Origin of the sequence: Tumidithrix helvetica PCC 7403 (genome assembly GCF_965232925.1) — a bacterium.
Taxonomy (GTDB): Bacteria; Cyanobacteriota; Cyanobacteriia; order Pseudanabaenales; family Pseudanabaenaceae; genus Tumidithrix; species Tumidithrix helvetica.
On sequence record NZ_CBDDRA010000004.1, the window covers coordinates 172610 to 197922 of the forward strand.

At 41.2% G+C, this 25313-nt stretch carries 22 protein-coding genes; 3 read left to right on the plus strand and 19 right to left on the minus strand.

Annotation, left to right across the window (positions count from 1 at the left end; translation table 11 throughout):
- Positions 1-51: 51 nt before the first annotated feature.
- Entirely contained in the window at positions 52-1680 is a 1629-nt protein-coding gene (locus ACP2WE_RS05655) for an NB-ARC domain-containing protein (RefSeq protein ID WP_425214614.1), read from the minus strand.
- Positions 1681-2024: 344 nt separating this feature from the next.
- Between ACP2WE_RS05655 and ACP2WE_RS05660 the strand changes: the two genes are divergently transcribed.
- Positions 2025-2864, plus strand: a complete 840-nt coding sequence (locus ACP2WE_RS05660; RefSeq protein ID WP_425214615.1) for an RNA polymerase sigma factor SigF — start codon at positions 2025-2027, stop codon at positions 2862-2864.
- A gap of 56 nt (positions 2865-2920) precedes the next feature.
- Here ACP2WE_RS05660 and ACP2WE_RS05665 read toward each other — a convergent pair whose 3' ends face one another.
- The 9 genes from ACP2WE_RS05665 to rfbF form a co-directional block, all read right to left on the minus strand.
- A complete protein-coding gene (locus ACP2WE_RS05665) occupies positions 2921-3712 on the minus strand; it encodes an ABC transporter permease (RefSeq protein ID WP_425214616.1) in 792 nt (263 codons plus the stop codon).
- Between the two features lie 204 nt (positions 3713-3916).
- Positions 3917-4660 carry a cephalosporin hydroxylase family protein gene (locus ACP2WE_RS05670; protein ID WP_425214617.1) on the minus strand — a complete coding sequence of 248 codons (744 nt, stop codon included), beginning with the start codon at positions 4658-4660 and terminating at the stop codon, positions 3917-3919.
- 2 nt (positions 4661-4662) lie between these two features.
- Entirely contained in the window at positions 4663-5742 is a 1080-nt protein-coding gene (locus ACP2WE_RS05675; RefSeq protein WP_425214618.1) for a class I SAM-dependent methyltransferase, read from the minus strand.
- A complete protein-coding gene (locus ACP2WE_RS05680) occupies positions 5727-6569 on the minus strand; it encodes an NAD-dependent epimerase/dehydratase family protein (RefSeq protein WP_425214619.1) in 843 nt (280 codons plus the stop codon). The genes ACP2WE_RS05675 and ACP2WE_RS05680 overlap by 16 nt, the downstream gene beginning before the upstream one ends.
- A gap of 133 nt (positions 6570-6702) precedes the next feature.
- Entirely contained in the window at positions 6703-8361 is a 1659-nt protein-coding gene (locus ACP2WE_RS05685; RefSeq protein ID WP_425214620.1) for a glycosyltransferase family 2 protein, read from the minus strand.
- 124 nt (positions 8362-8485) lie between these two features.
- A complete protein-coding gene (rfbC, locus tag ACP2WE_RS05690) occupies positions 8486-9022 on the minus strand; it encodes a dTDP-4-dehydrorhamnose 3,5-epimerase (protein WP_425214621.1) in 537 nt (178 codons plus the stop codon).
- A complete protein-coding gene (locus ACP2WE_RS05695; RefSeq protein ID WP_425214622.1) occupies positions 9019-10278 on the minus strand; it encodes a methyltransferase domain-containing protein in 1260 nt (419 codons plus the stop codon). Before ACP2WE_RS05695 ends, rfbC begins: the two co-directional genes overlap by 4 nt.
- On the minus strand, positions 10275-11351 hold the full coding sequence (gene rfbG / locus ACP2WE_RS05700) for a CDP-glucose 4,6-dehydratase (protein ID WP_425214689.1): 1077 nt from the start codon (positions 11349-11351) through the stop codon (positions 10275-10277). The genes ACP2WE_RS05695 and rfbG overlap by 4 nt, the downstream gene beginning before the upstream one ends.
- A gap of 3 nt (positions 11352-11354) precedes the next feature.
- The gene (gene rfbF / locus ACP2WE_RS05705; RefSeq protein ID WP_425214623.1) at positions 11355-12119 is read right to left on the minus strand and encodes a glucose-1-phosphate cytidylyltransferase; all 765 of its coding nucleotides are present in this window, start codon (positions 12117-12119) and stop codon (positions 11355-11357) included.
- Positions 12120-12316: 197 nt separating this feature from the next.
- Between rfbF and lhgD the strand changes: the two genes are divergently transcribed.
- The gene (gene lhgD, locus ACP2WE_RS05710; protein WP_425214624.1) at positions 12317-13516 is read left to right on the plus strand and encodes an L-2-hydroxyglutarate dehydrogenase; all 1200 of its coding nucleotides are present in this window, start codon (positions 12317-12319) and stop codon (positions 13514-13516) included.
- Positions 13517-13556: 40 nt separating this feature from the next.
- On the opposite strand, the gene ACP2WE_RS05715 is transcribed toward lhgD, so the two are convergent.
- The 7 genes from ACP2WE_RS05715 to ACP2WE_RS05745 form a co-directional block, all read right to left on the minus strand.
- On the minus strand, positions 13557-14630 hold the full coding sequence (locus tag ACP2WE_RS05715) for a glycosyltransferase (RefSeq protein WP_425214625.1): 1074 nt from the start codon (positions 14628-14630) through the stop codon (positions 13557-13559).
- Complete coding sequence (locus ACP2WE_RS05720) at positions 14627-15547, minus strand: NAD-dependent epimerase/dehydratase family protein (RefSeq protein ID WP_425214626.1); 921 nt, start codon at positions 15545-15547, stop codon at positions 14627-14629. Before ACP2WE_RS05720 ends, ACP2WE_RS05715 begins: the two co-directional genes overlap by 4 nt.
- The gene (locus ACP2WE_RS05725) at positions 15544-16737 is read right to left on the minus strand and encodes a glycosyltransferase family protein (protein ID WP_425214627.1); all 1194 of its coding nucleotides are present in this window, start codon (positions 16735-16737) and stop codon (positions 15544-15546) included. Before ACP2WE_RS05725 ends, ACP2WE_RS05720 begins: the two co-directional genes overlap by 4 nt.
- A complete protein-coding gene (locus tag ACP2WE_RS05730; protein ID WP_425214628.1) occupies positions 16734-17870 on the minus strand; it encodes a class I SAM-dependent methyltransferase in 1137 nt (378 codons plus the stop codon). Before ACP2WE_RS05730 ends, ACP2WE_RS05725 begins: the two co-directional genes overlap by 4 nt.
- 52 nt (positions 17871-17922) lie before the next feature.
- Complete coding sequence (locus tag ACP2WE_RS05735; RefSeq protein ID WP_425214629.1) at positions 17923-19572, minus strand: glycosyltransferase; 1650 nt, start codon at positions 19570-19572, stop codon at positions 17923-17925.
- Between the two features lie 77 nt (positions 19573-19649).
- Complete coding sequence (locus tag ACP2WE_RS05740; RefSeq protein ID WP_425214630.1) at positions 19650-20348, minus strand: polysaccharide deacetylase WbmS family protein; 699 nt, start codon at positions 20346-20348, stop codon at positions 19650-19652.
- Between the two features lie 30 nt (positions 20349-20378).
- On the minus strand, positions 20379-21176 hold the full coding sequence (locus ACP2WE_RS05745) for a class I SAM-dependent methyltransferase (RefSeq protein ID WP_425214631.1): 798 nt from the start codon (positions 21174-21176) through the stop codon (positions 20379-20381).
- 509 nt (positions 21177-21685) lie between these two features.
- On the opposite strand from ACP2WE_RS05745, the gene ACP2WE_RS05750 reads away from it, so the two are divergent.
- Positions 21686-22435 (plus strand): polysaccharide deacetylase WbmS family protein, encoded by a 750-nt coding sequence (locus ACP2WE_RS05750; RefSeq protein WP_425214632.1) that lies wholly within the window; start codon positions 21686-21688, stop codon positions 22433-22435.
- Between the two features lie 116 nt (positions 22436-22551).
- On the opposite strand, the gene ACP2WE_RS05755 is transcribed toward ACP2WE_RS05750, so the two are convergent.
- Both ACP2WE_RS05755 and ACP2WE_RS05760 read right to left on the minus strand, forming a co-directional pair.
- The gene (locus tag ACP2WE_RS05755) at positions 22552-24162 is read right to left on the minus strand and encodes a glycosyltransferase family protein (protein ID WP_425214633.1); all 1611 of its coding nucleotides are present in this window, start codon (positions 24160-24162) and stop codon (positions 22552-22554) included.
- 12 nt (positions 24163-24174) lie between these two features.
- Positions 24175-25311 (minus strand): DegT/DnrJ/EryC1/StrS family aminotransferase, encoded by a 1137-nt coding sequence (locus ACP2WE_RS05760; protein WP_425214634.1) that lies wholly within the window; start codon positions 25309-25311, stop codon positions 24175-24177.
- Positions 25312-25313 lie beyond the last annotated feature (2 nt).

The window sequence follows — 25313 nt, forward strand, 5'->3', positions numbered from 1 at the left end:
ACTCCCCATCAGCTTTGGGGAGTTTTTGTCTTGGAGTGTCGCTTGAAAGAACTACCACCACAGACCCAACAAAGCCATGTTTGTCTCAGCATAACCATCCTGCAAGGCTGGGTTTAATTGTGCCGAGAGAATATCGTGGAGCGTCTCCGCTGTCAGTTCTGCTTGGAGCAGCGATTTGGCGAGCTTATCTTTAATGGGCTTGAGCACCAAACGGATCTGGATCGCTCGAATCGAGTCTGGGGCGCGATCTTCCACCAAAGCATGACTTTTGAGCAGGCGAATCTTACTAAAGCTGCGATTGGTAAGAATGTCGTTGACTTCCTTACTAACTTCGTCAATGTAGTTCTTATTTACATACTTGGTGACAACAGGTTCTAGCATAAACATCACTTCATCCTGCTCGGTCACTTTTTCAATCAGCGATCGCCACCGCAAAGACTCTAAAGCATTAATGAGTTCTGAGCCAGATGTTTGCAGATCCATATCTTCGCGCAAATTCGCCAAAGATACAGGTCTACGTTTTAGCGCCAACCAATAGATTACATCTTTCTCTAGATCGGACAAACGCTCGAACTGCTGATAGAGCAAGGTACGCAGAATATCCCCTAACGCCAAGGCGGTATGCTTGAGAAACTCCGAGATATTGCCATTAAACAGATCTTGGATCGTCGTTGCCACGATTTTGAGCGCCGAGGGGTTGCCTCGATATTGCTCGACCAGAACCTCTAGACCATTCTCAGAGCCAGAGAAACCTCTCGCTTTGAGAAGTTCCAAAGCACCTTGACGTTTTAATCCTCCCAACTTATAAGAGCGCACGGGTAAATCATGACCTTGATGGGTCGAAATTTCCTTGGGTTGTTCGCGGCTCACCACAATCAAGCAGCCTTGATGTCGTTCTGAACCGATTCGCTCTAGTAACTGGGCATAGCCTTCGCAACCTTGACGGTATAAGCCCACCAGTTCTCCATCTTGTAAGATCGTCTCAAAGTCATCCAAGACGATTAGGCAACGCTTGGTTTTTAGGAGTTCGAGCAGGGCCGAAGTATCTGCTGCCCCCTGAAGGTTTCCCCCAACCAGAAATGGCAGAATATCCTCTAGCAGTTGGGATAGAGGCTGTGCGCCCCGCAGCGATCGCCAGATCGTGCATTCAAATTGCGCTTGGACTTTCTCGGTTAATTTGGCGACGAGGGCAGTTTTGCCAATGCCCCCCATTCCCCATACCGCCGCCAGACGACAGCGATCGTTCCCAATCCACTGCTCTAACTTACTAATATCTTCGACCCGCCCAAAAAAGCTAGGGATATCGGGCGCTTCCCCCCAGTCGATCCGATTCCCTTGAATGCCAACCTGATGCTGGAATGAAACCTTATACCCCTTTGCCTCTAACCACTCGCCGATATGCTCCCATTTCAGCGTGTTAGAAGGATTTCCGGTTAATGCCTCCAGCGATCGATATAGACCTTTATTCAGCTCAACCCTGAGGGTTCCTGATGTCCAAGCAAATTTAAAGGCGATTTGTCCAGGGCGATAACGACACAGCAGTCCCCGCAAACAAGCTTTCTCAAAGGGCTTGAGTTCTTTTCCTGTGGAAGTTTCCAAATCTGCATACAGCCTTGCAAGATCCCAGTTCTGTGCAGCTTCTGGAAATAGCCTGTCAAAGTTATCGAGGTTGGATACCATCGGATTACTGCGGTCACAAAGTCAATCACTGAGGATCGTAACAAAAAATCGACAATCCGAACGTTTATCGCAATGAAGTGTGAGCGATTAGCTATGTTCAAAGCATTTATATAAAGACATCAGCATTATGCAACCAAAAGCTGGCGATCTGGGAATTGTTGTAAAACTTCAACCTAACAGGCTGTTAGGTAAAACCAGTGAAGAAACCCTGTAAATTCCTAACGGGCTGCAAGGTGACGGTTTGGCGATCGCTCGACTAAGCTACATACATGCTTGAAATAAATGACTAAAACAAGCATTTGTTAGGGGCGAACGAACGTATAAGGTGGCAGGAATCAAGAGACATGACGCAAACAATTACAGCCGAGCCTAGAAATCTAACTATTGTTGCCGACAACCAACAGAGTTCTGAATCCAAGGTCAGAGAGTTTTCCGCAGAAGACAAGAGCACGACCCTCGAACTGCTCAAAGCCTATCGTCTATCGCCATCTGCAAAAGTCCGCAATCAGTTGGTCAAGCTAAATATTGGTCTGGTCAAAAAAGAAGTGAGCTACTGGATCAACCAAGCGTCAGAAGCCTATGAAGATCTGTTACAAGTTGGGTCGATTGGCTTGATGGGTGCGATCGAGCGATTTGAAGTGAACCGCGGTTATGCCTTTAGTTCCTTTGCTGTGCGTTATATTAGAGGCGAAATTCAACATTACCTACGTGACAAAAGCTCAATCCTGCGCGTCCCTCGCCGCTGCCTAGAATTACACCAACAAGCGATTAAAGTAGCCCAACAGTTACGCAGCGAACATAAGCGGGAACCATCCCCACAGGAACTCGCCAATGCTCTGGGTGTAAGCCTAGCCGAGTGGCAAGAAGTGAAACTAGCCTATCAAAATCGCTGTCCCCTCAGCCTAGATGCCCCCGTTCGGTCTGATGAAGATTGCTCTGCTTGCCTCGCTGAAATGGTTCCCGATCCGCGTTTGCAAGGACTGCAAGACGATCGTATTCGTTTACAACAAGCACTAACTCATCTAGAGTCACGTACCCGTGAGATTGTCGAGTTTGTCTTTCTAGAAGACCTCACCCAACGAGAAGTTGCCAAAATCCTAGGGGTCAGTGCCGTTACGATTTCCCGTCAGGTTAAAAAGGGTCTAACCATCTTAAAGTGCGTGATGGCAGCAGAGGCTTGTTAGCTTTTAGTTGTCAGTTGTCAGTCTAGATCCCGATAACCGATTGCTGAAAACCTTCTTTAAAATTGACGTCTTGAGAAGATTAAGATCGCGATCGCTAGCACCAGCAAGGCGTAGCTTAAAATATATACCCCGTTATTAAACAGCTCGAGAATGCTAGGCAAAATCCCATATACAGCCTCATTTTTTAAATTAGCGCGGGATAGATCGGGCAAAACCAGATAGAGAAACCGAGTGACATTTTGAAAGCTGGCATTTTTAGAGATTTCGCCAAGTACAAGCAAATCGCGGCTAAAGTTTCCCACTAAGTAACTTGCCAAAGTCAGCAACGCCGCTACCAGAGAGCTGCTGAAGGTTCCGAACAGGACTGCGATCGCTGCCACCAGCATGATTTGCCAAAATGTAAAAAAGTTGGCGATCAAAATCGCATCCGTTGGCAAAGGAATTTTACGAATAGCCATTAAGGCGATGAAAATTGCGGTCATAATCGCAATTAGCGTCGCGATCACGGCACTAATGCCTAAGTGTTTGCCCAAAATAAACTCAGCCCGACTCATCGGTTTGGCAATCAACACAAAAATCGTGCGTTTCTCTAGTTCCTTATTCACTAGATTTGTGCCGACAAACATTGCCACGATCAAGCTCACAACTTCGATCGCTGCCATGCCTGAGTCTACGATCATTCTGGGTGCACCCTCAGCCGAGAACTCTGGAATTGCGACGATCGCGGCGATTAGCACGAAGGTAAACAGCAAGGTTAAATACAGAACCTGTTCCCGCACCGTTTCGCGAAATACATTACTGGCGATCGCCAAAATCCGCCCCAAGCTTGTTGTTAAAGTTCGTCCCATAAATTACCTACAGCAAGTCTCTTGTTATACCAATTTTACTTAGAGTTGCAACAGATCGCGATTTGAGTTCCGCGCTCCGCGCGGTCTTTCAAAAGATAATGCGTCGCATTATCTTTTGAAAATGGTATTACTAACTACTTAATTTAAGCAATTATTTAGGACTTATGTAGGTTTTTGGTTGCTCGTGGTAGGGAGAGATTACTATCATTGCTTAACCCGCTTCAAATATCCGTCTGGCGCAACGGTAATCAGCAGCTTATTTTGAATGCTTTTGTCAATTTCAAATTCGGGATGTTTTTTTAAGTATTCCCATACGGCAGTTTTAGGATTGTTGCCTATACCCCAAGGGCGATCGCCAAACATATCACTCGGCAAGTCTTCAATCACAGTATCGAACACAACGCAGTAACTACCTACAGAAGTCAGTGACGCATAGGCTTCTAGCTCGGCAAGTACGTGTTCGTGGGTATGATTGCTGTCTAGGCAAACTAAAACTCTTTGCTTGCCATCTGCTTTAGCCTTGACCTGCTCGATAATCTCAGGAGCAATACTAGAACCCTGAATCATCGAAATGCGTTTGAACATTGGATGTGCCTCAATAGCCTTGCGGTTATGAGCGCGAATATCAATATCTATTCCCAACACTTCAGCATCTTGCGAACCGCCACAGATGGCATTTAATTCCAGCATCGAAGCGGAAAAAATTAACGAGCCGCCATGAGCAATACCAGTTTCAATGATTAAATCTGGTTGAATCGACCAAATCAGTTCCTGCATAGCAATCATGTCTTGAGGGTACTGAATAATTGGTCTACCTAACCAAGAAAAGTTATAAGAATACTTACTCTCAATTGAATCTCTTATGAAGGCACTGGTACTAGTTATCAAGTTTTCACTCTTACTATTCTCGTTAATTCGTTCGTGCATTTCTTGTTCAAAAAGATTCATAATCAATCCACTGTTAAATAATTAAACTTATTATTCGTCAAATCAATGATTTCACTTAAATAATTACTATTCATGACAAAAATATCTGCACTTGGAAGAAGATTTTTTAGAGCTTCCGTTGGGGATTGAACTAAGAGTCCAGTGCCAGCAAGATATTTCCCCTGTTTTGCGGGGTTGATATCAATAACAGTTTCAATTTTTATACCTGCCCTTTGCAGAAACAAAGCAAAGATAACACCTTTTGAAGCTCCTCCCCAAATAGCAAAGCTTTTTTTGTTTCGATTTCTTAAACTATTTGTATATTGATAGAATGTATCAAGAAAATTTTTTGGAAAATCAATAAGAGCTGATTTTTTGAATTTAGGAAGTCTGATTTTAGCTAAATCGGCTACTACATACAAATATTGACCACCAAATATATGACCACAACCATACACGACCTCAAACATTCGGTAGAAATCATCCAGTTGAAAATAATTTACATGCTCATAAAATATGTCAAACCATGCACAATGATCGCAAATCCAGTTAAAGCAAGGAACTTCAATGTAGATTTTGCCCCCCCCTCCATTCGAATCACGAATTGACAAAATAAACTCCACGGGATCTTGAACATGCTCCAAAACATGTCTCAAAATTATCCCATCTGCACATATTCCAATCTCTGGACTAAAACATTTCTTGATTACTGAAGAACTCTCACCCTCATAGGTCGGATCTATTCCTATAATCTTAAATCCTAGATCTTGAAGATGTTCTAAGAAATGTCCTTTGCCACAGCCAACCTCAATTAGCGAATAAGAGTCAAAGTGTTTTTGGATAATTTTGGATACATTTTTAAGATGTTTTTGGAAAATATTACTAACAGCCTGCTCGTTTTGGTAGTTTGTATCGTACTGCATTAAATCCGAATTAAATGCTTGGTTAAAAATCAGTCCAGTCTCAAGATCCTGAACGAGATTAATATCTCCCTTGACACAATTTTCTGCTTCTTGTTTAGAAGAAAACATCCGATTCTGAAAAACTGGAAATTGATGGGCTTGATAAACTGTTCTATAGGATTTCATTACATCTCCAAGCATCGATTTAGTTTCTGTGAATCACCCCAAAATGCCATTGGTTCGTAATCTGGATATGGATAGTACCCAAGCTGAATATCTATAGACCAACCATTTTCTTTAATCCAGTTCTCAACTAATTTGCGAACTGAGATCGGTCTTCCTGAACAAATATTAACGATTCCTGAGTCTTGTTTTGTCATTGCTAAAGCAACAAGATACTTTGCAACATCTCGAACTGGGAGATAGTCACGCAATTGTTCACCACCAGACATATTAAAAGCATTATCTTTTCTCTCTATTGCTCGCTTTAGTTGAGGAAACAATGAGTTCTCAGCTTGACCATCACCATATATATAAAAAAGTCTTGCCCATGTCAAATTAAACGGCTTAACTTGTTGAAGATATTCCAGTTGACACCGTAGAGTATTTTTTGCAAACCCATAGGGAGTTGTTGGCTGTGGTTGTAAATCTTCTCTTAACGAACCAGACTGCATTCCATACTCAAAGCATGTACCTGTAACTACAAGCGTCTTTAGACCAGATTCTATTAGCCTTCTCAAAAGCCTAAACTGATTTGGCAATTCATCTTGAAAGTGATCGAGAGATTTGTAGTTAGGAAGTCCATGCCATGCAAGATGTATTAAAACGTCAGGAGAACCCATCAATTCGTATGAATCCAATGGAAAATTTTGTAAATCAATTTTAACGATATTGCTTTGCAAAGATAAGCTTGATAGAACTGTTGAAGGACGAACAACTAGAGTAGTAGTTATAGCTTGTAAGCTTTCAAGTTCAGCAACAACATACCTGCCGATAAATCCACTTGCACCTGTAATAGCCACTTTCATATTGCTATTTTTAATTATTTGAACCCACGAACGGATAAGAAAACATGCCTATCTTATTATCTCGCTTATTCCACAGCACTTTACAGTTTTACCTCTATAAATCTAATGCATAGATTGTCTCCCTCTCAGCATCTCAAGTACCTATATCCATACTGAGTGAAGTTAGATTATCTAAAATTTTAATATTCGGTAACCCTACTTTTTGGCAATAACACCCTATTTGAGTAATAAAATCTTGATTTTCATGAGTTAAAGGTAATCTGCCATAAATATGAGGTAAAACTTTAAGCCATTGGGATTCGCTAAGTCCTTCCATCAGGGATATTGAAGGTTCTGTCTCCTCGTAAACTTGTAAGTCCCGATCGAAAAGCAATTGCAAAGTTATTTCAGAAACTAGCTCGTCAGTTATTTGCGAATCATATTTGTCACCGAAGCATAGAAGTACAGTAATATGACGACCCAATGGATGAGCAATGACATCTCTAAGTATAAAAGAAAGCTCAGAAGTAATCTGTTCCCAAGACTCCTTTAAATCAGGGAAAACGATTAAGTTAATCTCTTGCAAGTTCAAGTTTTTTGTAAGATTGTCAGACTCATCAATTTGGATTACTTGCTTACAAAGGTCGAGAAAAGCATGATTACTAGGTAACATTGCCTGAACTAGTTTTGATGCTTGTAAAACATTAGTGATACCTGCTTGCTTACAGTTGACGATTAACCCTACGAAGCCTGAAGCTCTTTCAACCAAACCTTGTTGATGGGTAGGGATTTCTGTCTCTATCCGTTTGCTAGGAATATTCAGCTCTGAGAGTGAAATATTATGCTTAGTGGCTAAAGCATCAAGTTCTTCTAAGGTCTTATCATAAGATAGATGGTCTCTATTGATTTGAACTGCCATCGATTGTAAGAGATTAAAAATATTTAGCTTAAAACGGTGGTCTTCAGGGAAGAAAATATCTTTAGTGTATAAGAGTACATTTGCTATCAATACTTCAAGATTATTAGTAGGTATGAGTTGATCGTGCGCTTTTTTAAAGTCATCTTCTTTCACTTCTTCAATAAATTTTGGTACTAATTCTCCTCCTAGACCTCTATGCACAAATGAAGAACCATTACTGTGATGAGATGCTCCAGACAACGAAAAGGCACGCACAGAAAAAAAATACTGATCTGAAAAGTAAGCATTTACGATTCCAGAGTAGACATCTGGACAGAAAGAAAGAAAGTAACGCCCAAAATATGACTTTACTAAAGAAATTATACTTTTATGTACGAAGGAGTTATATAGTGTCGGCAAATTTGTATAGTGAGAAACTCCTTCATAGACCTTCTCCAAAATCATCTTAGAATCCCAAACTGAAGGAGCTTGATCCAGTTCTAAATATAAGCGATCGCGCCGCCAAGGGGAAATGAAAGCGGGCCAAGCGTAAAAATTACAGTTCCATGAAATAATTTTGAAGTCATATATTTTTAATAGTTCCTCACATAATTCAAAAGAGTCTGGGATAAAGGCATCATCATCTCCTAAAATAGAGATGTATTCTCCAGTAGCGCAGGAAAGACCTAATTCCCAATTCTCGGTCATTGAAAGTCTTTTTGGGGCACGGTAATATTGCACGCGAGAATCATTAAATGATGCTACTACCTCTGCAGTTTCAGGACTACTGAAGTTATCCATCACAATTAGCTCTAAATTATTGAAATCCTGTTCTAATACGCTTTTCATTGCATAAACAAGCGTGTCATGCCTTTGGCGAGTCGGAATAATCACTGAAAATAATGGATGAGTCATTGCATTAAACCTATTCACTCGCGGACACAAAAAATTAATTCGTACAATGCACGCAGAAAGACGATCTTAAAAGTCAATTTAAGCCCAACTCTACAAATAAAGCAACTAAGCTTCTATTTATTATTCATAATTCCTCAAACGAAGAATATTGTCGATCTTTAAGAGAAATAATTAAATCCTCTGTTACAGACCAGTCAATTGTGAATGCCAAATCATCCCATCTAAAACCTCTTGCCGACTCCGAATGATAAAAGTCTGACATTTGATAAGAAACCTCGGTGTTATCTTCTAAGGTCTGAAACCCATGGGCAAATCCTTCAGGAATGTATAACATTTTATGATTTTCAGCACTTAGTTCAACAGCAATCCATTCTTTAAAAGTAGCTGACTCAGGACGAATGTCAACAATGACATCATAAATGACCCCGCGCGTACATCTTACCAACTTTGCTTCTTCATGGGGTTTAACCTGATAATGCATACCACGCAAAGTTCCTTTTTTTAGGTTAAACGAGATATTGCATTGAACTAGGTTAGGGTTTAGCCCTCGTTCTGTAAATTCATGCTGACACCAAGAACGGGCAAAAAAACCGCGTTCATCTTCGATAGGTTCGATGTCAATCACATACGCTCCCTTGAGCTTTGTTTCCATAAATTTCATTCCAAAATCTCCACCTTTGGAATGGGAACGATAAACTTCCCTCCCCATTCGCGAATACAGGATAGTTGTTCGCAAATTTCTTCCTTAAGATTCCAAGGTAAGATCAGTACGTAATCGGGTTTAGTCTCTGCAATCTTGTCGGGGCAGAAGATCGGAATATGCGTCCCAGGTAGAAATAATCCCTGTTTGTGAGGGCTGCGATCGCAAGTATAGTCAAGAAAATCTGTGCGAATTCCACAATAATTAAGGAGTGTATTTCCTTTTGCGGGCGCGCCATACCCAACAATCGTTTTTCCTGTATTTTTCGCTTCGATCAAAAAACTCAGCAATTCACGTTTCGTTTGCATGACTCTACTCCCAAACTGGGAATAGACTTCTATTTTGTCTAGTCCTGCTTGTGTTTCTTTGTCTATTACATTTTGGACGCGGCGAGACGCATCCCCAGGGGGAGAATCGCAAATGGTCATTTTTTGATTCTCTTGATGTTTACCGTAAATCCGTAACGAACCTCCGTGCGTAGGTAGTTCTTCAACATCAAACAACGCGATCCCATGAGCCGCAAATATTGCTGCTACTGTCTGAAAGGAAAAGTACGAAAAGTGCTCGTGGTAAATTGTATCAAACTGATTTTGATGCATTAATTGCAACAAATGGGGAAACTCCATGGTCAAAATCCCTTTAGGTTTCAAGATGAGTTTTATCCCCGCGACAAAATCGTTAATATCTGGAACATGCGCTAAGACATTGTTCCCTAACAATAAATCAGCTTGTTTTCCTTCCTGTACGAGTTCCCGTGCAGTTTGCACACCAAAAAATTTCACTAAGGTCGGAATGCCCTTTGCTTCAGCCACCTGGGCTACGTTCGCGGCTGGCTCAATCCCAAGGACTGGAATCCCTTTGGCTTGAAAAAACTGCAAAAGATAGCCGTCATTACTGGCAATTTCAACGATCTGACTTGCTTGGTTAAAGCCAAATCTCTCTAGCATTAACTCAGTATATTGTTGTGCGTGACGCAACCAACTGTCTGAATAGGAAGAGAAGTAGGCATAATCGCTAAAAATGCGATCGGGTGATTCAAATTCCTCTAACTGCACTAAGAGACATTGTTCGCAAACATAAGCATGAAGGGGATAAAACTTTTCGGCACTGTTTAATTTCTCTCCCTTCAGATAGGCATTAGACAAAGGCGACATCCCCAAATCGACAAAGGTATGCTTTAGGCAAGTCTTACAGAAGCGACAAAGTCCTTGCGTCATAATGATTTAAAGCTTGAAAACTCCCTAATTTGATTGACCGTTACATCTCTCATGTTAGCGCCAGACTGTAACGCCTTAGTCCATTCTATAACCCAAACTAATGCGGTTTGAACGTCTAACTTTGGTTGCCACTTTAATTGACTTCGTGCCTTTGAGCAATCTAGTTTCAAGTAATTGGCTTCGTGCGGATGGGGTAAAGTTGACTGTGTCCAACCGACCCCACATCCCCATAGCTCCTGCATGCGATCGACCAACCAACCAACGGGTTTGGAATCAGATTCGTTGGGACCAAAGTTCCACGCACCGCTGTAGGTTATGCCATCGTGGTACAGATGCTCCGCTAAAGTCAAATATCCAGATAAAGGTTCGAGTACGTGTTGCCAAGGGCGAATAGCTTGAGGATAGCGAATCACTACCGTTTCTCCTGACTGCCAAGCTTTGAGAATATCAGGAATTAGGCGATCGCTTGCCCAATCCCCGCCACCAATTACATTTCCAGCACGCGCTGTGGCAATCCCCACACCATGTTTTGCATAATCAGCCAGATTAAAATACGAGTTGCGATAGGCTGCTGTCACTAGTTCCGCGCAGGCTTTGCTACTACTATAAGGATCGTAGCCTCCCAGGGGTTCATTTTCCCGATATCCCCATACCCATTCCTGATTTTCGTAACACTTATCTGAAGTCACATTTACAAAGGCGCGAACTCCCCCTACTTGCCTCACCGCCTCTAATAGATTCACGGTCCCCATCACATTCACCGCATAGGTTTCTACAGGAGTCATATAGGACTGACGCACCAGCGTTTGTGCTGCCATATGAATCACGATTTCTGGCTGAAACTCAGCGACAACTTGACATAAGCGCTCTAGATTTCCTATGTCGCTAAATACCAAACGCATGCGATCGCCAACTTTTGCCAAATCAAATAAGCTCGGTTGCGTCGGTGCAGGCAAACTAAATCCGATTAACTCCGCTCCTAATGTTTGAAGCCAAATAGATAGCCAACTCCCCTTAAACCCAGTATGCCCAGTCAGTAATACTCTCTTACCTTGCCAAAATCCAGTAATCATCATTTACCATACCTTCCAAGGAGCACTTTCTGCATTCCATAGGCTTTCTAGATAGTTCTTATCTCGCAGCGTATCCATCGCTTGCCAAAACCCATAATGATTGAAAGCGGATAATTTATGGTTACTGGCAATGAGTGGTAAACTATCCTCCCAACTAGTTTTGTCTCCTTCCAACAAATCAAAAACCTCTGGCTCTAGAACGAAATACCCCCCATTAATCCATCCTCCATCCCCCTGTGGCTTTTCTTGGAAATTTAGAACTAGTCCTTGTTCGATATTTAAATTCCCATATCGTCCTGGTGGTTGAACGGCTGTAACCGTAGCAAGACACTTTTTCTCTTTGTGAAAAGAAATCAGTTCTCTAATATTGACATTGCTAACACCATCTCCATAGGTAAAGCAGAAAGCTTCTTGTCCAACATAGCTTTGAACCCTTTTAAGCCTTCCTCCTGTAAGCGTCTGCTCACCAGTATCTACTAACGTTACTCTCCATGGCTCAGCATGTCTTTGATGCACTTCCATTTGATTGGACTGCATATCAAAAGTTACGTCAGACATATGCAGAAAATAGTTAGCAAAGTACTCTTTAATTACATATCCTTTGTAACCACAACAAACAATGAATTCAGTAATACCATAAGCAGAATAAATCTTCATGATGTGCCATAAAATCGGTCTTCCACCAATCTCGATCATAGGTTTTGGCTTGAGATAAGTTTCTTCGCTCAACCTAGTACCTAGTCCACCAGCTAAAATTACTGCTTTCATTTTGCACGCCCTAAGTTGTATGTTAAATGCAGTTTCACTATACTAGTCAAGGCTAGCAGAAGATAGCTAGTAATAAGCAGAGGGTAAAAAACATCCCTGCCTTCGGTAAACTCAGAGAATAGAAAAAATGCTTGCGCCCTTTCTCCTTCTAAAGGATAAATTGTCAAGGAAAAGAATATTTAGGAGAAATCACAGGAATGTACGACTTTGCAATCGTTGGAGGCGGTATTGTAGGACTTGCAACAGGGATGACGCTTAGCCAACGCTATCCTCAAGCACGGTTACTTGTGATAGAAAAAGAAAGCCAGTGGGCGTTTCATCAAACGGGGAATAATAGTGGGGTAATTCACTCAGGCATTTACTATCGTCCAGGCAGCTTTAAAGCAAAGTTTTGTTACGATGGTTGCGCGTCCATGGTGGCATTTTGTCGCGAACATGGTATTGCCCATGAGGTCTGTGGAAAAGTCATTGTTGCCACCAAAGAAAATGAGCTGTCACAACTTGAGAACCTTTACCAGAGAGGCTTAGCCAATGGTCTCCAAGTTGCTAAAATTAGTCGTGAGGAAGTCCAAGAAATTGAGCCTCATGTTCAATGTTTAGCAGGAATTCGCGTCTTTTCAACGGGAATTGTCAGCTATCGTCAAGTATGTCAGAAATATGCCGATCTGATTCGCGATCGCGGGGGTGAGCTTTTGCTCAATACTAAAGTTGAGAAAATCACCCCAACGCCAGAAGGGCAAGTCCTCGAAACCAATCGCGGTACTTTCACAACTCGATTTCTGATCAACTGTGGGGGCTTGCAAAGCGATCGCCTCGCAAAATTGGCGAAAGTCGATCCACAAGCGCAGATCGTTCCTTTTCGCGGAGAATATTACGAGCTCAAACCTGAAAAGCGGTATCTAGTAAAAACCCTGATCTATCCCGTTCCAAATCCCAATTTTCCTTTTTTAGGAGTTCACTTCACAAAAATGATCGACGGCAGCGTACATGCGGGACCCAATGCCGTGTTAAGCCTCAAGCGCGAAGGGTACAAAAAAACAGATTTCGATCTCAAGGATATGGCAGAAATCTTCTCCTATCCTGGATTCTGGAAACTTGCTGCCAAACACGCCAATGATGGCATCCAAGAAATTATCCGTTCGTTTAGCAAAGCAGCCTTTGTACGTAGCCTCCAACAATTGATCCCTGAAGTGCAAGCGGATGACTTAGTGCCTACTCATGCGGGCGTGCGCGCGCAAGCGCTTAAGCCCAACGGTCAACTCGTCGATGATTTCTTGATCGTCAAAGATCGGAACTCTATCCATGTTTGTAATGCACCCTCCCCAGCAGCCACTTCTTCACTAGAAATTGGCAAAGCGATCGCTTCTGAACTAGGAGATCTAGTCAGTAAGTCATAGCCTAGAAGTCATAGCCTAGAAGCGAGTTCATGCCTACCCCCTACATCTCATATTGCTGTTTGGTCAAGCTAGCAACACACTTAGGGTGATGCCACTTACGTGCATAGTCTATAGATGCTTCAGCATGGCGCTCAAGCATCTGCCGATCTTCTAAACAATGCCGCAATACTTCATAGATAGAGTTTGGATCGGCATGAATAACAGTCTCTTGGACATCCTTTGCCATTTGAGGTGGGAGAAAATGTAAGTCTGCTTGAGCAATTCTAGCAATCACAGGTTTGCCCATCGCCATCACCTCTACAGCAAAGCCACCATACCAACCAATCAAAATTTGATCGATCACTAAATCTGCCTCACGATACAGTTGTAAAGCTTGGGTATGGGGAATTTTTTCTACGATCGCAAAGTCAAAGTACTCGGAATGAGTTTTCTGTAGTTGAGCGATCGCTGCCAAAATATAATCGCTACCTTTTGCCGCCCGATTGGTGGGTGCATGCACAATTTTGAGTTTTTTACGATGTACTTTAGGTACAACAGGTTCAATTCCATCCAAGCTAATTGCATAGGGAAGAAACGAAGATTTTTCGTGCGGTAAAAAGTACATTAAGTCAGGATTTAATGCCCAAATATGCTGTACATACTGTTGCATCTTCTGAATTCCTTGCTGTCGAAACCGATCGAGAGAACCTGAATTACACTGACCGTTATAGCAGTCAGCGTTGTGACAAGCAGCAATCTTTGTACGCAGCATCGTGGGATATTTTTGGCGAATATCACAGCCATTATAGGTTGCAAATAACTTTGCTTCTTTTGGATAAAAAGGCAATTCTAAATGATTGAGGTGATTGTGGGGAGAATGAAATAACGAGGAACCAAAGTTGAAGTGAAATACATCGTACTGACTTCTAATCTCTAAAAAAGTTTTAGCTAGCTTGGCAAATTTGAGAATAGGAGAAGAAATTTTGTCTAAACCTAAATCAATATCACAGGGGTATAAGAGCCAATCATTGCTTTTAAATAATACAAAGCTATCTAAACCAAAAGTTTTTTCACCTTGAGCAAGTCCCCAAGAATGACCGCCAGTATAAGTAGGTAAATGTAGAACCTTCATCATTTATATTCGGATTGCAGCTCAAGAAGTTTATTTTTTACTGCTATCTCAAGATATTGCGCTATAACCATTTTTACTCCTTCTTCAAAAGGAGTGAAAATAGGATTAAAAGTTTTTTGTAATCGCTGAATATCTGCAATTAAGTTAAAGGTTCGATATTGCTCGCGAACTTCAATTTCTACAGATTTCTTTAGTATGTTACTGACATGTTCTACAATACTGCGAATGCTTACAATTTCATTGCTACTTACATTGATCGTACCCATGCCTGTTTTTTCTGTGTAGATACATTGAGCGATGATTCTTATAAGATCTTCAATATAAATTAGGGATATCTTTAAACCATCTAGATCGCTTAAATCCTGTGGATTTCTATCAACAAAAATTTTATTGCCTTGAGAGATGCTATTGAATAAATTTGGCACGAGTTTATCTGTTTGGCCACCACCATAAACGCCAAACAGACGAACAATTGTTATATCCATATCGTTCTTAAACATAGAAAGTGCTTCTTCAGCATGGATCTTACTCAGTGCATACCAATTACTTCGATTGAGAGGACTAGCTTCTCCGAGCGAGGAGAAACTAGGAGCATACACATTACCAGTAGAAGTATAGATAAAGCGTTTTACCTTTGCTTGACGCGCCATCTCCGCAACTTGCACTGCACTGACTACATTAACATTAAGAAGATGTCCAGCCTTTTCAGGGACTTGGCGATAGAAAGGTGACTGCGAGAGATAAATGACTGTATGCGTTTCTGGCGGAATTGAAAACCGATCGCTGAGGGTACCAGTAAGAGGAGAGATTCCATTACTATCTGAGGAACTGACTCCCAAAACATCTATTCCTTGCGTTTGAAGATACTTAAGTAAGTGCTGCCCAATATACCCTCCTGAACCTACAATCAAAACCTTCATATAGAAATTCCTAAATCTTCATAGTTTTTTTTAAGGCGATTGGCAAATGCTTCTAATGTGAAATATTTTTCGATATACTGACGGCTCTTAATACCAATCTCGTATAAGCGATCGCGATCGCTGACAAGTTGATAAATATCTTGTTCTAGAGTGTTGATATGCGTATTTACAATTGGACACTCTTCAGGATGCATTAAATATTCTTGCGGTTTTCTGATGTAGCACATCACAGGTTTACCCATCGCCATACCCTCAAGTGCGAAATATCCATGAAATCCAATCAAGCATTGATCGAATATGATATCAGCAGAGCGATAGATTTCGAGAGCTTGTTCGTTAGCGATTTTTTCAACGAGGACTAGTTCCACAGGAACTCCTTGAGCTGTCAATCGCTCCACAGCTTCGACAAGGAAATGAGTTCCTTTAAACGCACGATGATTCGGCGCATGCACGATCCTTATTGGTTTTTCAGAATCCTTTCGAGGATAAACGGGTTGATATTTTTCAGCTTTTGCTCCAAATAAATCCAACGGCCAAAAGAAAAGATCGTTACGACTGCCCGCAGTGTACTCAATCATGTCTCCCATCGAGAAAATAGCCGTTGCATATCTTTTCAGTTTCTCAAGATGTTGGATGCGCGTTTGTTCGTCACAAATACAGGCTTTGCCAATCGAAGGACATTCCGTACAGCAATTCGGTTCTCCTAGATTTTGTGTTGTTTGGCGGCTACGCACATCTGCACCATAAGTCCAGAAAAAGATAGAAATCCCCAGCAGCTTATAAACAAACAGTTCCCTGAAATCTGACTGTAATGGTTTTCGAGAGAGTAATACGCCTCGATCCATATACATATGAATGCGATCTGCCCAAAGACAAACCCAAAGAAAGGTAAAAAGAGATGTGAGCTTGCCAAGGATGGGGATTGATGTCCAAGGTTTGAGGTTGTAGTCAAAGTTGCTAGTAACAAAATAAGTATCGTAAACTAGCGACTTTGCATTCACACCTAGAAGTACTTCCGATTTTGCCTTAAGCGCTAAGGTAATAATTGGCGCACCAGTCCATAGACTATTTGCAGCTGAGCCTTTTAGCATTAGTCTTTTGGCAGCAAATCTTACAGGAGCTAACAAAATTGCTATGCCTAGAAAGCAAATGGATAGAACTTCATAAGCAACCCAAAGTAAGATTTTCACAGGATCGGCTTTGCGAACAGTACAGAAATTCCGTTTGGATTCGAAGGGTTAAATTGGTAATCTGTTACCCCTAATTCATGTAGCCATTCTGCAACTTCGTCTTCAGTGTGTTGCCACGCATTATGAGGATGATACCAATCAAAATTCACCATATTGTTGGTCTCAAAATCAAAGGCATCGTTCCAGAAACACTTGACAAAGTTGTAATAGAAAAGCCGCTGTACATCATGAGTTCCCGCTGGAATCCCTAGGACGGAAATGTCTTTTTCTAGAGTAATCTTGGCATTAAGATGACTAAGTTCTCTACCCAACTCAGTCAGTCCTTCACAGGCTTTGTAACAAGCATCAGGGTCAAGCTTGGTGAAATGTTCGCGAATGTAGCGATCGCAAAACTGTCTTGCTGCACCCATCTGCTTATACACATAGAAAAACATCTGACCACCAGGTTTAAGTTTGTTGTATATCGCAAATAACGCTTGTTTCGTGTCAGGGGTATGGTGCAAAACCCCGTCAGCAATAATAAAGTCAAACATGCGATCGGCAAATGGCATTGCCATTAAGTCTGCCTGAATTACGTGGCAGTTAGGTAAATGTTTCGTATTCTCAAAAGTCGTAAATGCTGCATCAGAAACATCCACAGCAAAAACCTTTGCCTCTGGATTTTCGGCGATCGTTTCAGCAATAAACTTTGTATTGAAACCCGACCCAGGTCCAATTTCTAATACTGTTTGAAACTGTCGATAAAACTTCTTGAGATCGTCAATTGTCGAAACACCCAGTTTTTTGCAATACCAACTGTAAAGGAATTCCTGGTGCGGTTGCTCTAAACCGTAGGTGCGAAATCGACTCCATTTATCTGAGAAGGTTGTATTGGTTAATAGCTGCTCGCTTTCGGCTCCCGACAAAGATGACTCAACCAGCTTCACCAGACTATATTTCTCTTGAAACCATGTAAAGTTAGGTCTAAGCAATCCTTGTAAAAAGCAAGGAACCCCCTTGACGATTGGATACCAGTAGTCATCTGTGAGAAAAGCACCTTCGATTACTTGCTCCCGATCCTTTTGAAAGCAGCGAAAATCAACTTTCTCTGAACTCACAGGAATTTTTAAATTTTGGAAAACCTCTTGTCTCATGGATACTTAATATTTGGTGGTTGCAATAATTAAAAAAAAGCAGAATAGCAATCTAGTCAGTCATAAGTAACAGTTTATATTGCTGTAGTTGCGTTTGTACCGTTGACTTTGAGCTATGGTATTTGTCAATCCACTGCTTAGCAGATTGTGATAAGTGATGGAGCCTTTCAGGACAAGCGATCGCCTCCTCAATGGCTTGCACAATTTGTACATCAGTTTGACAGTTAAGCACTGGTGGCGATCGATCGTATTGCCGTAGAATTTCAGCTTCATTGAGATACGTGCAGATCGGTGCACCGACTGCCATTGCTTTAAACATCACTCCACCAAACGATCCAAGCTTAAACTGATCGACAACCACATGACAGGCTTTCACAGTGCGCTCAAACTGCACGGTTCCCATAGGCTCTTGCCAAAGCACATAGTCAGCACATTGATTTTCTTGCAAGAAGTGAATGCTGTCCTGCACGTTCTTACCCCATCGACAGCACACCATGCCCACTTTATGCCCCAGCAGTCGCAAGCGACAGAAGGCTTTCAAAAAAACGTCGTTACTTTTGTCTGCATAGCCAGTTCCAATCACCCAATCCTGCCGTGTTGGGAAAAAGAAAAGGAAATCGGCATTGAGTTGCTGACATAGCTGTTGACGTAATTCTTGCCAACCGCTTACAGCGACACCATGATTTTCATCATAGGGATGATTGAGGTAGGAAACTCTCTCTCCAGCCAAGTAATGGGCATTTTCTAAGCAATCAGAATTTGTAACAAAGACATGCTGTGCTTCACTATAGGAAATAGCGGTGATTCTACCCTGTGTTGTATTGTGGAAAGGAATCTCTCTCAAGGTTCCATGCTCAAAGGCAAAATACTTTTTACCTGCTAGCAATGGCCAAATCGGATCGGTAGAATAGCCTTGGATAATGTCGTATTGTTCAAAAAGTTCAGTCCACCAAACAATTAAACGGCGATAGTCAGTTAAATCGCTTACCAACAAACGATCGGTACGTTCGGGGAACTTAAGGTGAAATAGTTGAATAACTTCTTCTATCCTTGCATCAAACAACTTGCTACTTTTGTGAAGAGGAGAATATTTTTGAGGGGGTTGAATAATTTCTTCTATCCTTGCATCAAACGACTTGCTACTTTCGTGAAGAGGAGAATATTTTTGAGGAGAAAGAAGAGTGTATATCTTGGTGATTAGAAGTGTGATTTTTGCCTTGAAATATTTTACATAAGTTTTTAGCTTTCTATATAAGAAGTACAAAAAGCTGCCAATTAAACAGGTTATTGCATACCTATATAATTCTAGTTTAAGCCATAAAAAATTTGCAGACTTAAAATCATTTTGCCGCTTTGCTAGCAAGTAGCGAATGCAAAGCTTTATAGGACCTTGAACAAACCACCTCGGGCGTTGGAAACCATTTAAGTTTACAGAATGCCAGTTTGGGAAAAACTGATCGCGTACAGTTTCAACAAAGTCTGCATCTTCCCATTCTGGGCAGCCCATGATGTGGTAGTAGTCATAACAAATAACATCACAATCCAAACCAACATCATTCAGCAACTTAGCATTGTTATAGGCGTTATTTGCAATATTACCTATGTGTAAAACTCGTGGCGATCGCCCATGCTGCTGGCGAAACTTTTCCAGCCAATCATATTCGCTCGGAGAGCATTGATTTTCGAATTGAGGTTCTATCATTTTGAGCGATGGTTACTAACGAAAAAACCTTCCCTAATATTAGATTTCAAGGATTTTCAAGTAAATAGGCAATCAGTTTATATCTTTATTAGCGCATCTAGACACGTTACGCTTAAAACCCCAAGGCTCTCCATCGACATGCATAATTCTTGAAAGAATGTACGTGTTCCTCTTCCTTGGAAATAGTCTTGGTAATCAAAAGGAGATTTTTTTCCAGATATAAGTTCACTTTTAACTGATTCATAATCATCAAACGATCTTGTGTTTAATATGATATGCAATGGATGAAAGTCAAATACATATAAACTTTGTCCAGAAAGAGCTTGATGAATAATATTCCGATCGAATGGTAAATAGTTTAGATTTGTCCAGTTTCGGGGCATACAAAAATCCATATTATCCATATAGTAAATTGGCAATTCCCAAACACCCCACGGATGTCGATAAGGAAACAAGTTCTGTTGAAGTAAAGGGGTAGCCATGCTCATATACTCATACCCTTGATGCTTCAAGTGTACTCCGAATGTCTGAGAATAAGCGCATGAATGAGTACGAATACCCTTGGGCTCGATTTTTAGGCTCTGAACCAAATCGCTGAGTTCTAGAGACCATGCTTTTGTTTGGGAGAGATATGGGTGTGGCTCAATTTCATGATCTCTCCAATCAACCCCATCTAAAGCTTTCCACAAAAAGAAAGTTCCCTTGCCTGGGAACAAATAATCTTTTAAAAATTTTCCCATATCAACAGCAGACATATAGTCTGTATCAAAAGTCAAACAAATCACCTTTTACTACCCCTTTTTTTCTTAGCGACGCTTAGTAAAAATGAAAGCGACGAGGTGACCCATATCCTCAAAATTTGGAAAGAACTTTGCAACTTGGCGGGCAATCTCATTAATTTTGTTGCTATACTTTGGCTGTTCTGGAGCTACCAATAACGGATGAACCACCCTAGTTAAAAAGTAATACATTCCAAATCGTTGAATATGTTCTAAATGATATAAGGGTTTACAAAAATCCAAAAGCTCTTGCTCGTGAAATTTTGCAGTAAAAAGACGATCTTTACCATCTGCGGCAATTGTATCCAACTGGAATTTTTCTCTAGCAGAGTTGAGCTTTTCCAAGCCTTCAAAAGTTCCTTCCATTAGTACCAAAACTCCTCCTGATTTGAGTACTCGATGAATCTCTTGTAAAGCCTTTTTCTGAAGTTCCCAATCGAGCAATGCCATCAAGCAACGCGAGCTAGTAACTACATCGAAGGTATTATTTTCATAGGGGAGTTCTAATACAGAAGCTTCTTGAAAATTGACTGTTCCAGATAATGATGGGTTATTATTTTGGAGTAATTCTTTTGCTCCGGCAATCATATTTGCAGCATAGTCAATGCCATGAACATCTGCTTGAAAGCGCGAAGCATACTGAATAACAGCATAGCCTAGACCGCAGCCAACATCTAAGACCTTGCAGTTGTCGTAGATATAGTTACAAGCTGTATCAATTTCAAGTTCTCGTAGACTGTAGTCACAAGCGGTAGTTTTATAGTCTAGTGTTGTTGCAATAGATTCATATCTTTTTTTCAGCTCTTGTGCATCATTAGTATTCATTGTTGTTCCTTAACTGTGAGTATTCGCCATCACTATGAACCAAAATAAAATCTTTAAGCTTCTTGATTTATCGGCTTGGTAGAATTTGAGATTGATTTTTTATTTTCCCTCTTTTAAGTATTGAAAGCCAAATCCATCCGTTTCTATTAGATGAGGTCAGAATTTTGGCTTGCAATCTACGATTTGTAACCATTGCTAGGAGAAAATTTTAGTGGTCGGAGAGAGTAGTTACGACGATTCTAGCACCTGATGATCGGCATCTAAGTGTTACTGAACCAGAATCTCTGTAATATAGGCTTATCTGAATCCAGCGTAGCTTAAATCTGATAGCCCTTTCACCAAGAAAGCTCTAGAGCTAGTTGTATTACCCCATATATTTATCAAAATTCCATACTGATACTGCTAAGATTTGATATATGATTTTTTGAGAAGCTCTCTGCCAAAACAACCTCTAAAAACATCATTTTTCAGAACGTGTTAACTAGAATAAGTATATAAGGTTATTCACTGTGAGTAATGTAATTTTAACATTTGATATCGATTGGGTACCTGACTTTATTATCGATTTCATTGCCGAAAAATTGATAAAACAAAACGTACCTGCTACATGGTTTGTTACTCATCCCTGTGATGCAGTCGAACGGCTAAAAAATTACCCAGAACTATTTGAGTTAGGAATTCACCCTAACTTTAGACCTAATTCTTCACATGGCAAAGATCCTCATGAAGTAATTCAGTATTGTCTCAATCTCGTTCCTGACGCGATAACAATGCGAACCCATGGCTTGATTCAAGCGATATCTTTGTTTGATACAATCATGAGAGAGACTCAAATTATTGCTGATGTAACGACGTATATGCCACATATTCCTAATCTTATGCCAGCTGAATATTGGCGTGAGGGTCGCATGATGCTGCGCATACCAACCTACTGGCAGGACGAATTGGAAATGACTCGACCTCAACCGATTTGGGATCCCAATCCTTTACTGAGCAATGGAACGGGAGTTAAAGTATTCAATTTTCATCCTATTCACGTTTACCTAAATTCAGTAGATTCTAAGCCTTTCTCTAAGATAATCGAAAGAAATCCCCAGCTATCCAAAGCGAATCAACCAGATTTGGAAGAGTTTATCCAAGACGGAACGGGAACGCTAACATTGCTGCAAAATTTATTGGAAGTAAAAGCTAACTTCATAACACTAGGCGAGTTTGCTCGACAATTCATTGCTCAGAAGCAAGTTTTGTTATCTTCATAGTTCCTAGCAGCTAAAGGATCTCATTTCTAGAGTTCCTAAGAAGAAACACATAGTTCTGAAGATCTGCTTCTTTTTGATTTCCCACTTACCTGCCTTCATTGGAGACTAGGATTCAACTATTTGTCGCTTAGGATTTTTTGGTAGATTTCTACATGCCGTTGAATCACAATGTTAACATTATGATATTTATCAATCCATTCTTGTGCATTATGTCGATATTCTTTCAGCCAATCTGGCTCTAATGCCCTTTTGACACCTTCTATAATTTGTTCGACATTCCAAGCGGACAAGATTGGTGCAGGTTCGGGGATAAGCCAAAAGGTTGATTGCGGGTCATAAGACATGATGACTGGAACATGGGCTGCAATTCCCTCTGGTGCGGTAGCTCCAAAATGAGGTAGCATAATCTGGTCGAAGAGAATATCTACCGATCTAATAGTTCTGTAAAGTTGACAACGATTTAGAGGTTCTACCCATTCAATTAATTCGTCAACCTCTAAATCTTTTGCTAGTGAGATGCTGTCTTGGAGTTGACTACCCCAACGAGTCATAATAACTCGAAAGTCCTTTCCAATTACTTCTACAAGTTTTGGTAAAGCGCGAATATACTGATCGGTTCCTTTAACTTGCCAATCATGCCTCAAAGGGCACAAAAATACATATTTAACACCAAGTCTTGCGCGTAATTCCTGAGAATCTCCTTGTACCCCTTGAATCCTTTGCTCATCTATTGGATGGAGCATTGGGGTAAAGCGAGATACCCCAATGGCTTTCGCATATTCTAAACAGTCACCATTTGTAATAAAGACATGATCTGCCAACCTATATCCTAATGCTGTGTTCCGACATATAGCACTGTCGCCGAGTGTAAAGCCCCGGAGAGTTCCATGCTCAAAACCAATATAAGGTTTTCCCCCAGCAAGCATTGGCAAGACTGGATCTGTTGAATAGGCTTGAACGAGATCGTAACATTCAAATAATGCTTGCCAGTCTCCCATTACGACACGATAAGACTCAAGGTCAGACTTACTAAGTTTATCTTGTCTAGTTGGATAAGCATTTGCAAAAATTTCAACGAGTTCAGCCACACGGTTATCAAATGAGTCCAGAGATACTTGGGAAGAATCATCTAGATATGATGGAGAAGGCTCATTTAACAATAATCGTCGCAGTTTACGTATAGCTCTCACAGGTAAAAGAAGAACTCGCATGACTAAAAGAAAAACTCGCGCGATTAAATGAAAAATATTTTGAATAACATTTCGAATGGCATTTTGAATGACAATTAACGGACTATAAAAAGAAGAAGAACGAAGCAGACGATATAAATCTATAAGATTCCACAATAGCCATGCATGGAATTTACGGTTGTCACGTTTAGCAATTAAGTAACGGATACAAAGTTTCAGAGGTCCTTGAGCAAACCACTTAGGTCGTTTGAAACCTCGCAAATTGACAAAATTCCAGTTTGGGAAAACTTGATCTTTGATCTGTCCATCAAAATCTGCGTCTTCCCATTCTGGACAAGCCATAATGTGATAGTAGTCATAGCAAATGACATCGCAATCTAACCCTGCCTTGTTTAACAACTTAACGTTGTTATAAGCATTATTGGCAATATTTCCAACATGTAAGATACGTGGCGATCGCCCGTGCTTTTGGCGAAAGCGCTCCAACCATTCTTGATGATCTTGGGAATCTTTAATTTCAACTTGAGGTTCTATCATCTTAACTGATGGTTATTTACTTAGTAACAGTGCAGTTTTAAGAACATCCACAACTTTAAGCTGATCCGCATCTGTCATACCAGGGAATATTGGCAACGTAATTGACAAGTCTTCTGCTTGCGATGCCTCTGGATAAGCCTGTGGTAGCGTAGCATATTTCTGCTGATAGTAACCTAGACGATGGACGGCATGAGTGCCTGGGCGTGTTTGAATGCCTTCCGTAGACAGTGCATCCATGAGAGCGTTACGGCGTTGCGTCCCTCCTATGCTCAACCGAACAACATAGGACTGATAGGAATGTCCGCAAGGACTGGGTATCTGTGGTATTGCCAGTTCGTTTATGGGACTGAGGAAGGCATCATATCGCTTAGCACAAGCAAACCGCTCATCAAGTAATTTATCTAGTTTCCCCATTTGCGCTACGCCGATCGCTGCCTGAATATCACTAAAGCGCAAGTTAAACCCTAGATGATCGAAACGCCCCATGTAGTAAGGTTTAGAGCTATCAATATCTGGGTTAACCGATGCACCGTGGTTGCGAAGAATCTTAATGCGTTCTGCCAATTTTGGGTTGTTGGTAGTGACCATACCACCTTCCCCTGTGGTTATGACTTTGCGGGGATGAAATGAAAAACATCCGATATCGCCAATAGCGCCAACGGGTTTGCCATCGTAGGTCGTACCTGTGGCACAGGCGGCATCTTCCACAACAGCAAGGTTATACTTGCGTGCGATCGCCATAATCTCCTGCATCTTTGCCGCCAACCCAAACAGATGAACGACCACAATCGCTTTGGTTTTGGATGTAATTGCTGCTTCTAAAGCCACAGGATCGATATTAAAAGTCTCTGGTTCGATATCGACAAAAACGACTTTTGCCCCAACATATTCTACACAGTGAGCTGAAGTCACCCATGTAAAAGCTGGGACAATCACCTCATCATCAGGCTGAATCTCTAGTGCAACCATCGCCATATGCAGTGCCGCAGTGCAGGATGTAGTGGCAAATGCATACTCTACGTTGTGTCGTTGGCGAAAGAGGCTTTCAAATTGTTGAGTAAGCGCTCCCTGCGTAACCCATTTAGAATCTAGACACTGTTTTAAAAGTAGTAGCTCTTGTTCGTCGAAAAAAGGATGAGTAATATTCATGA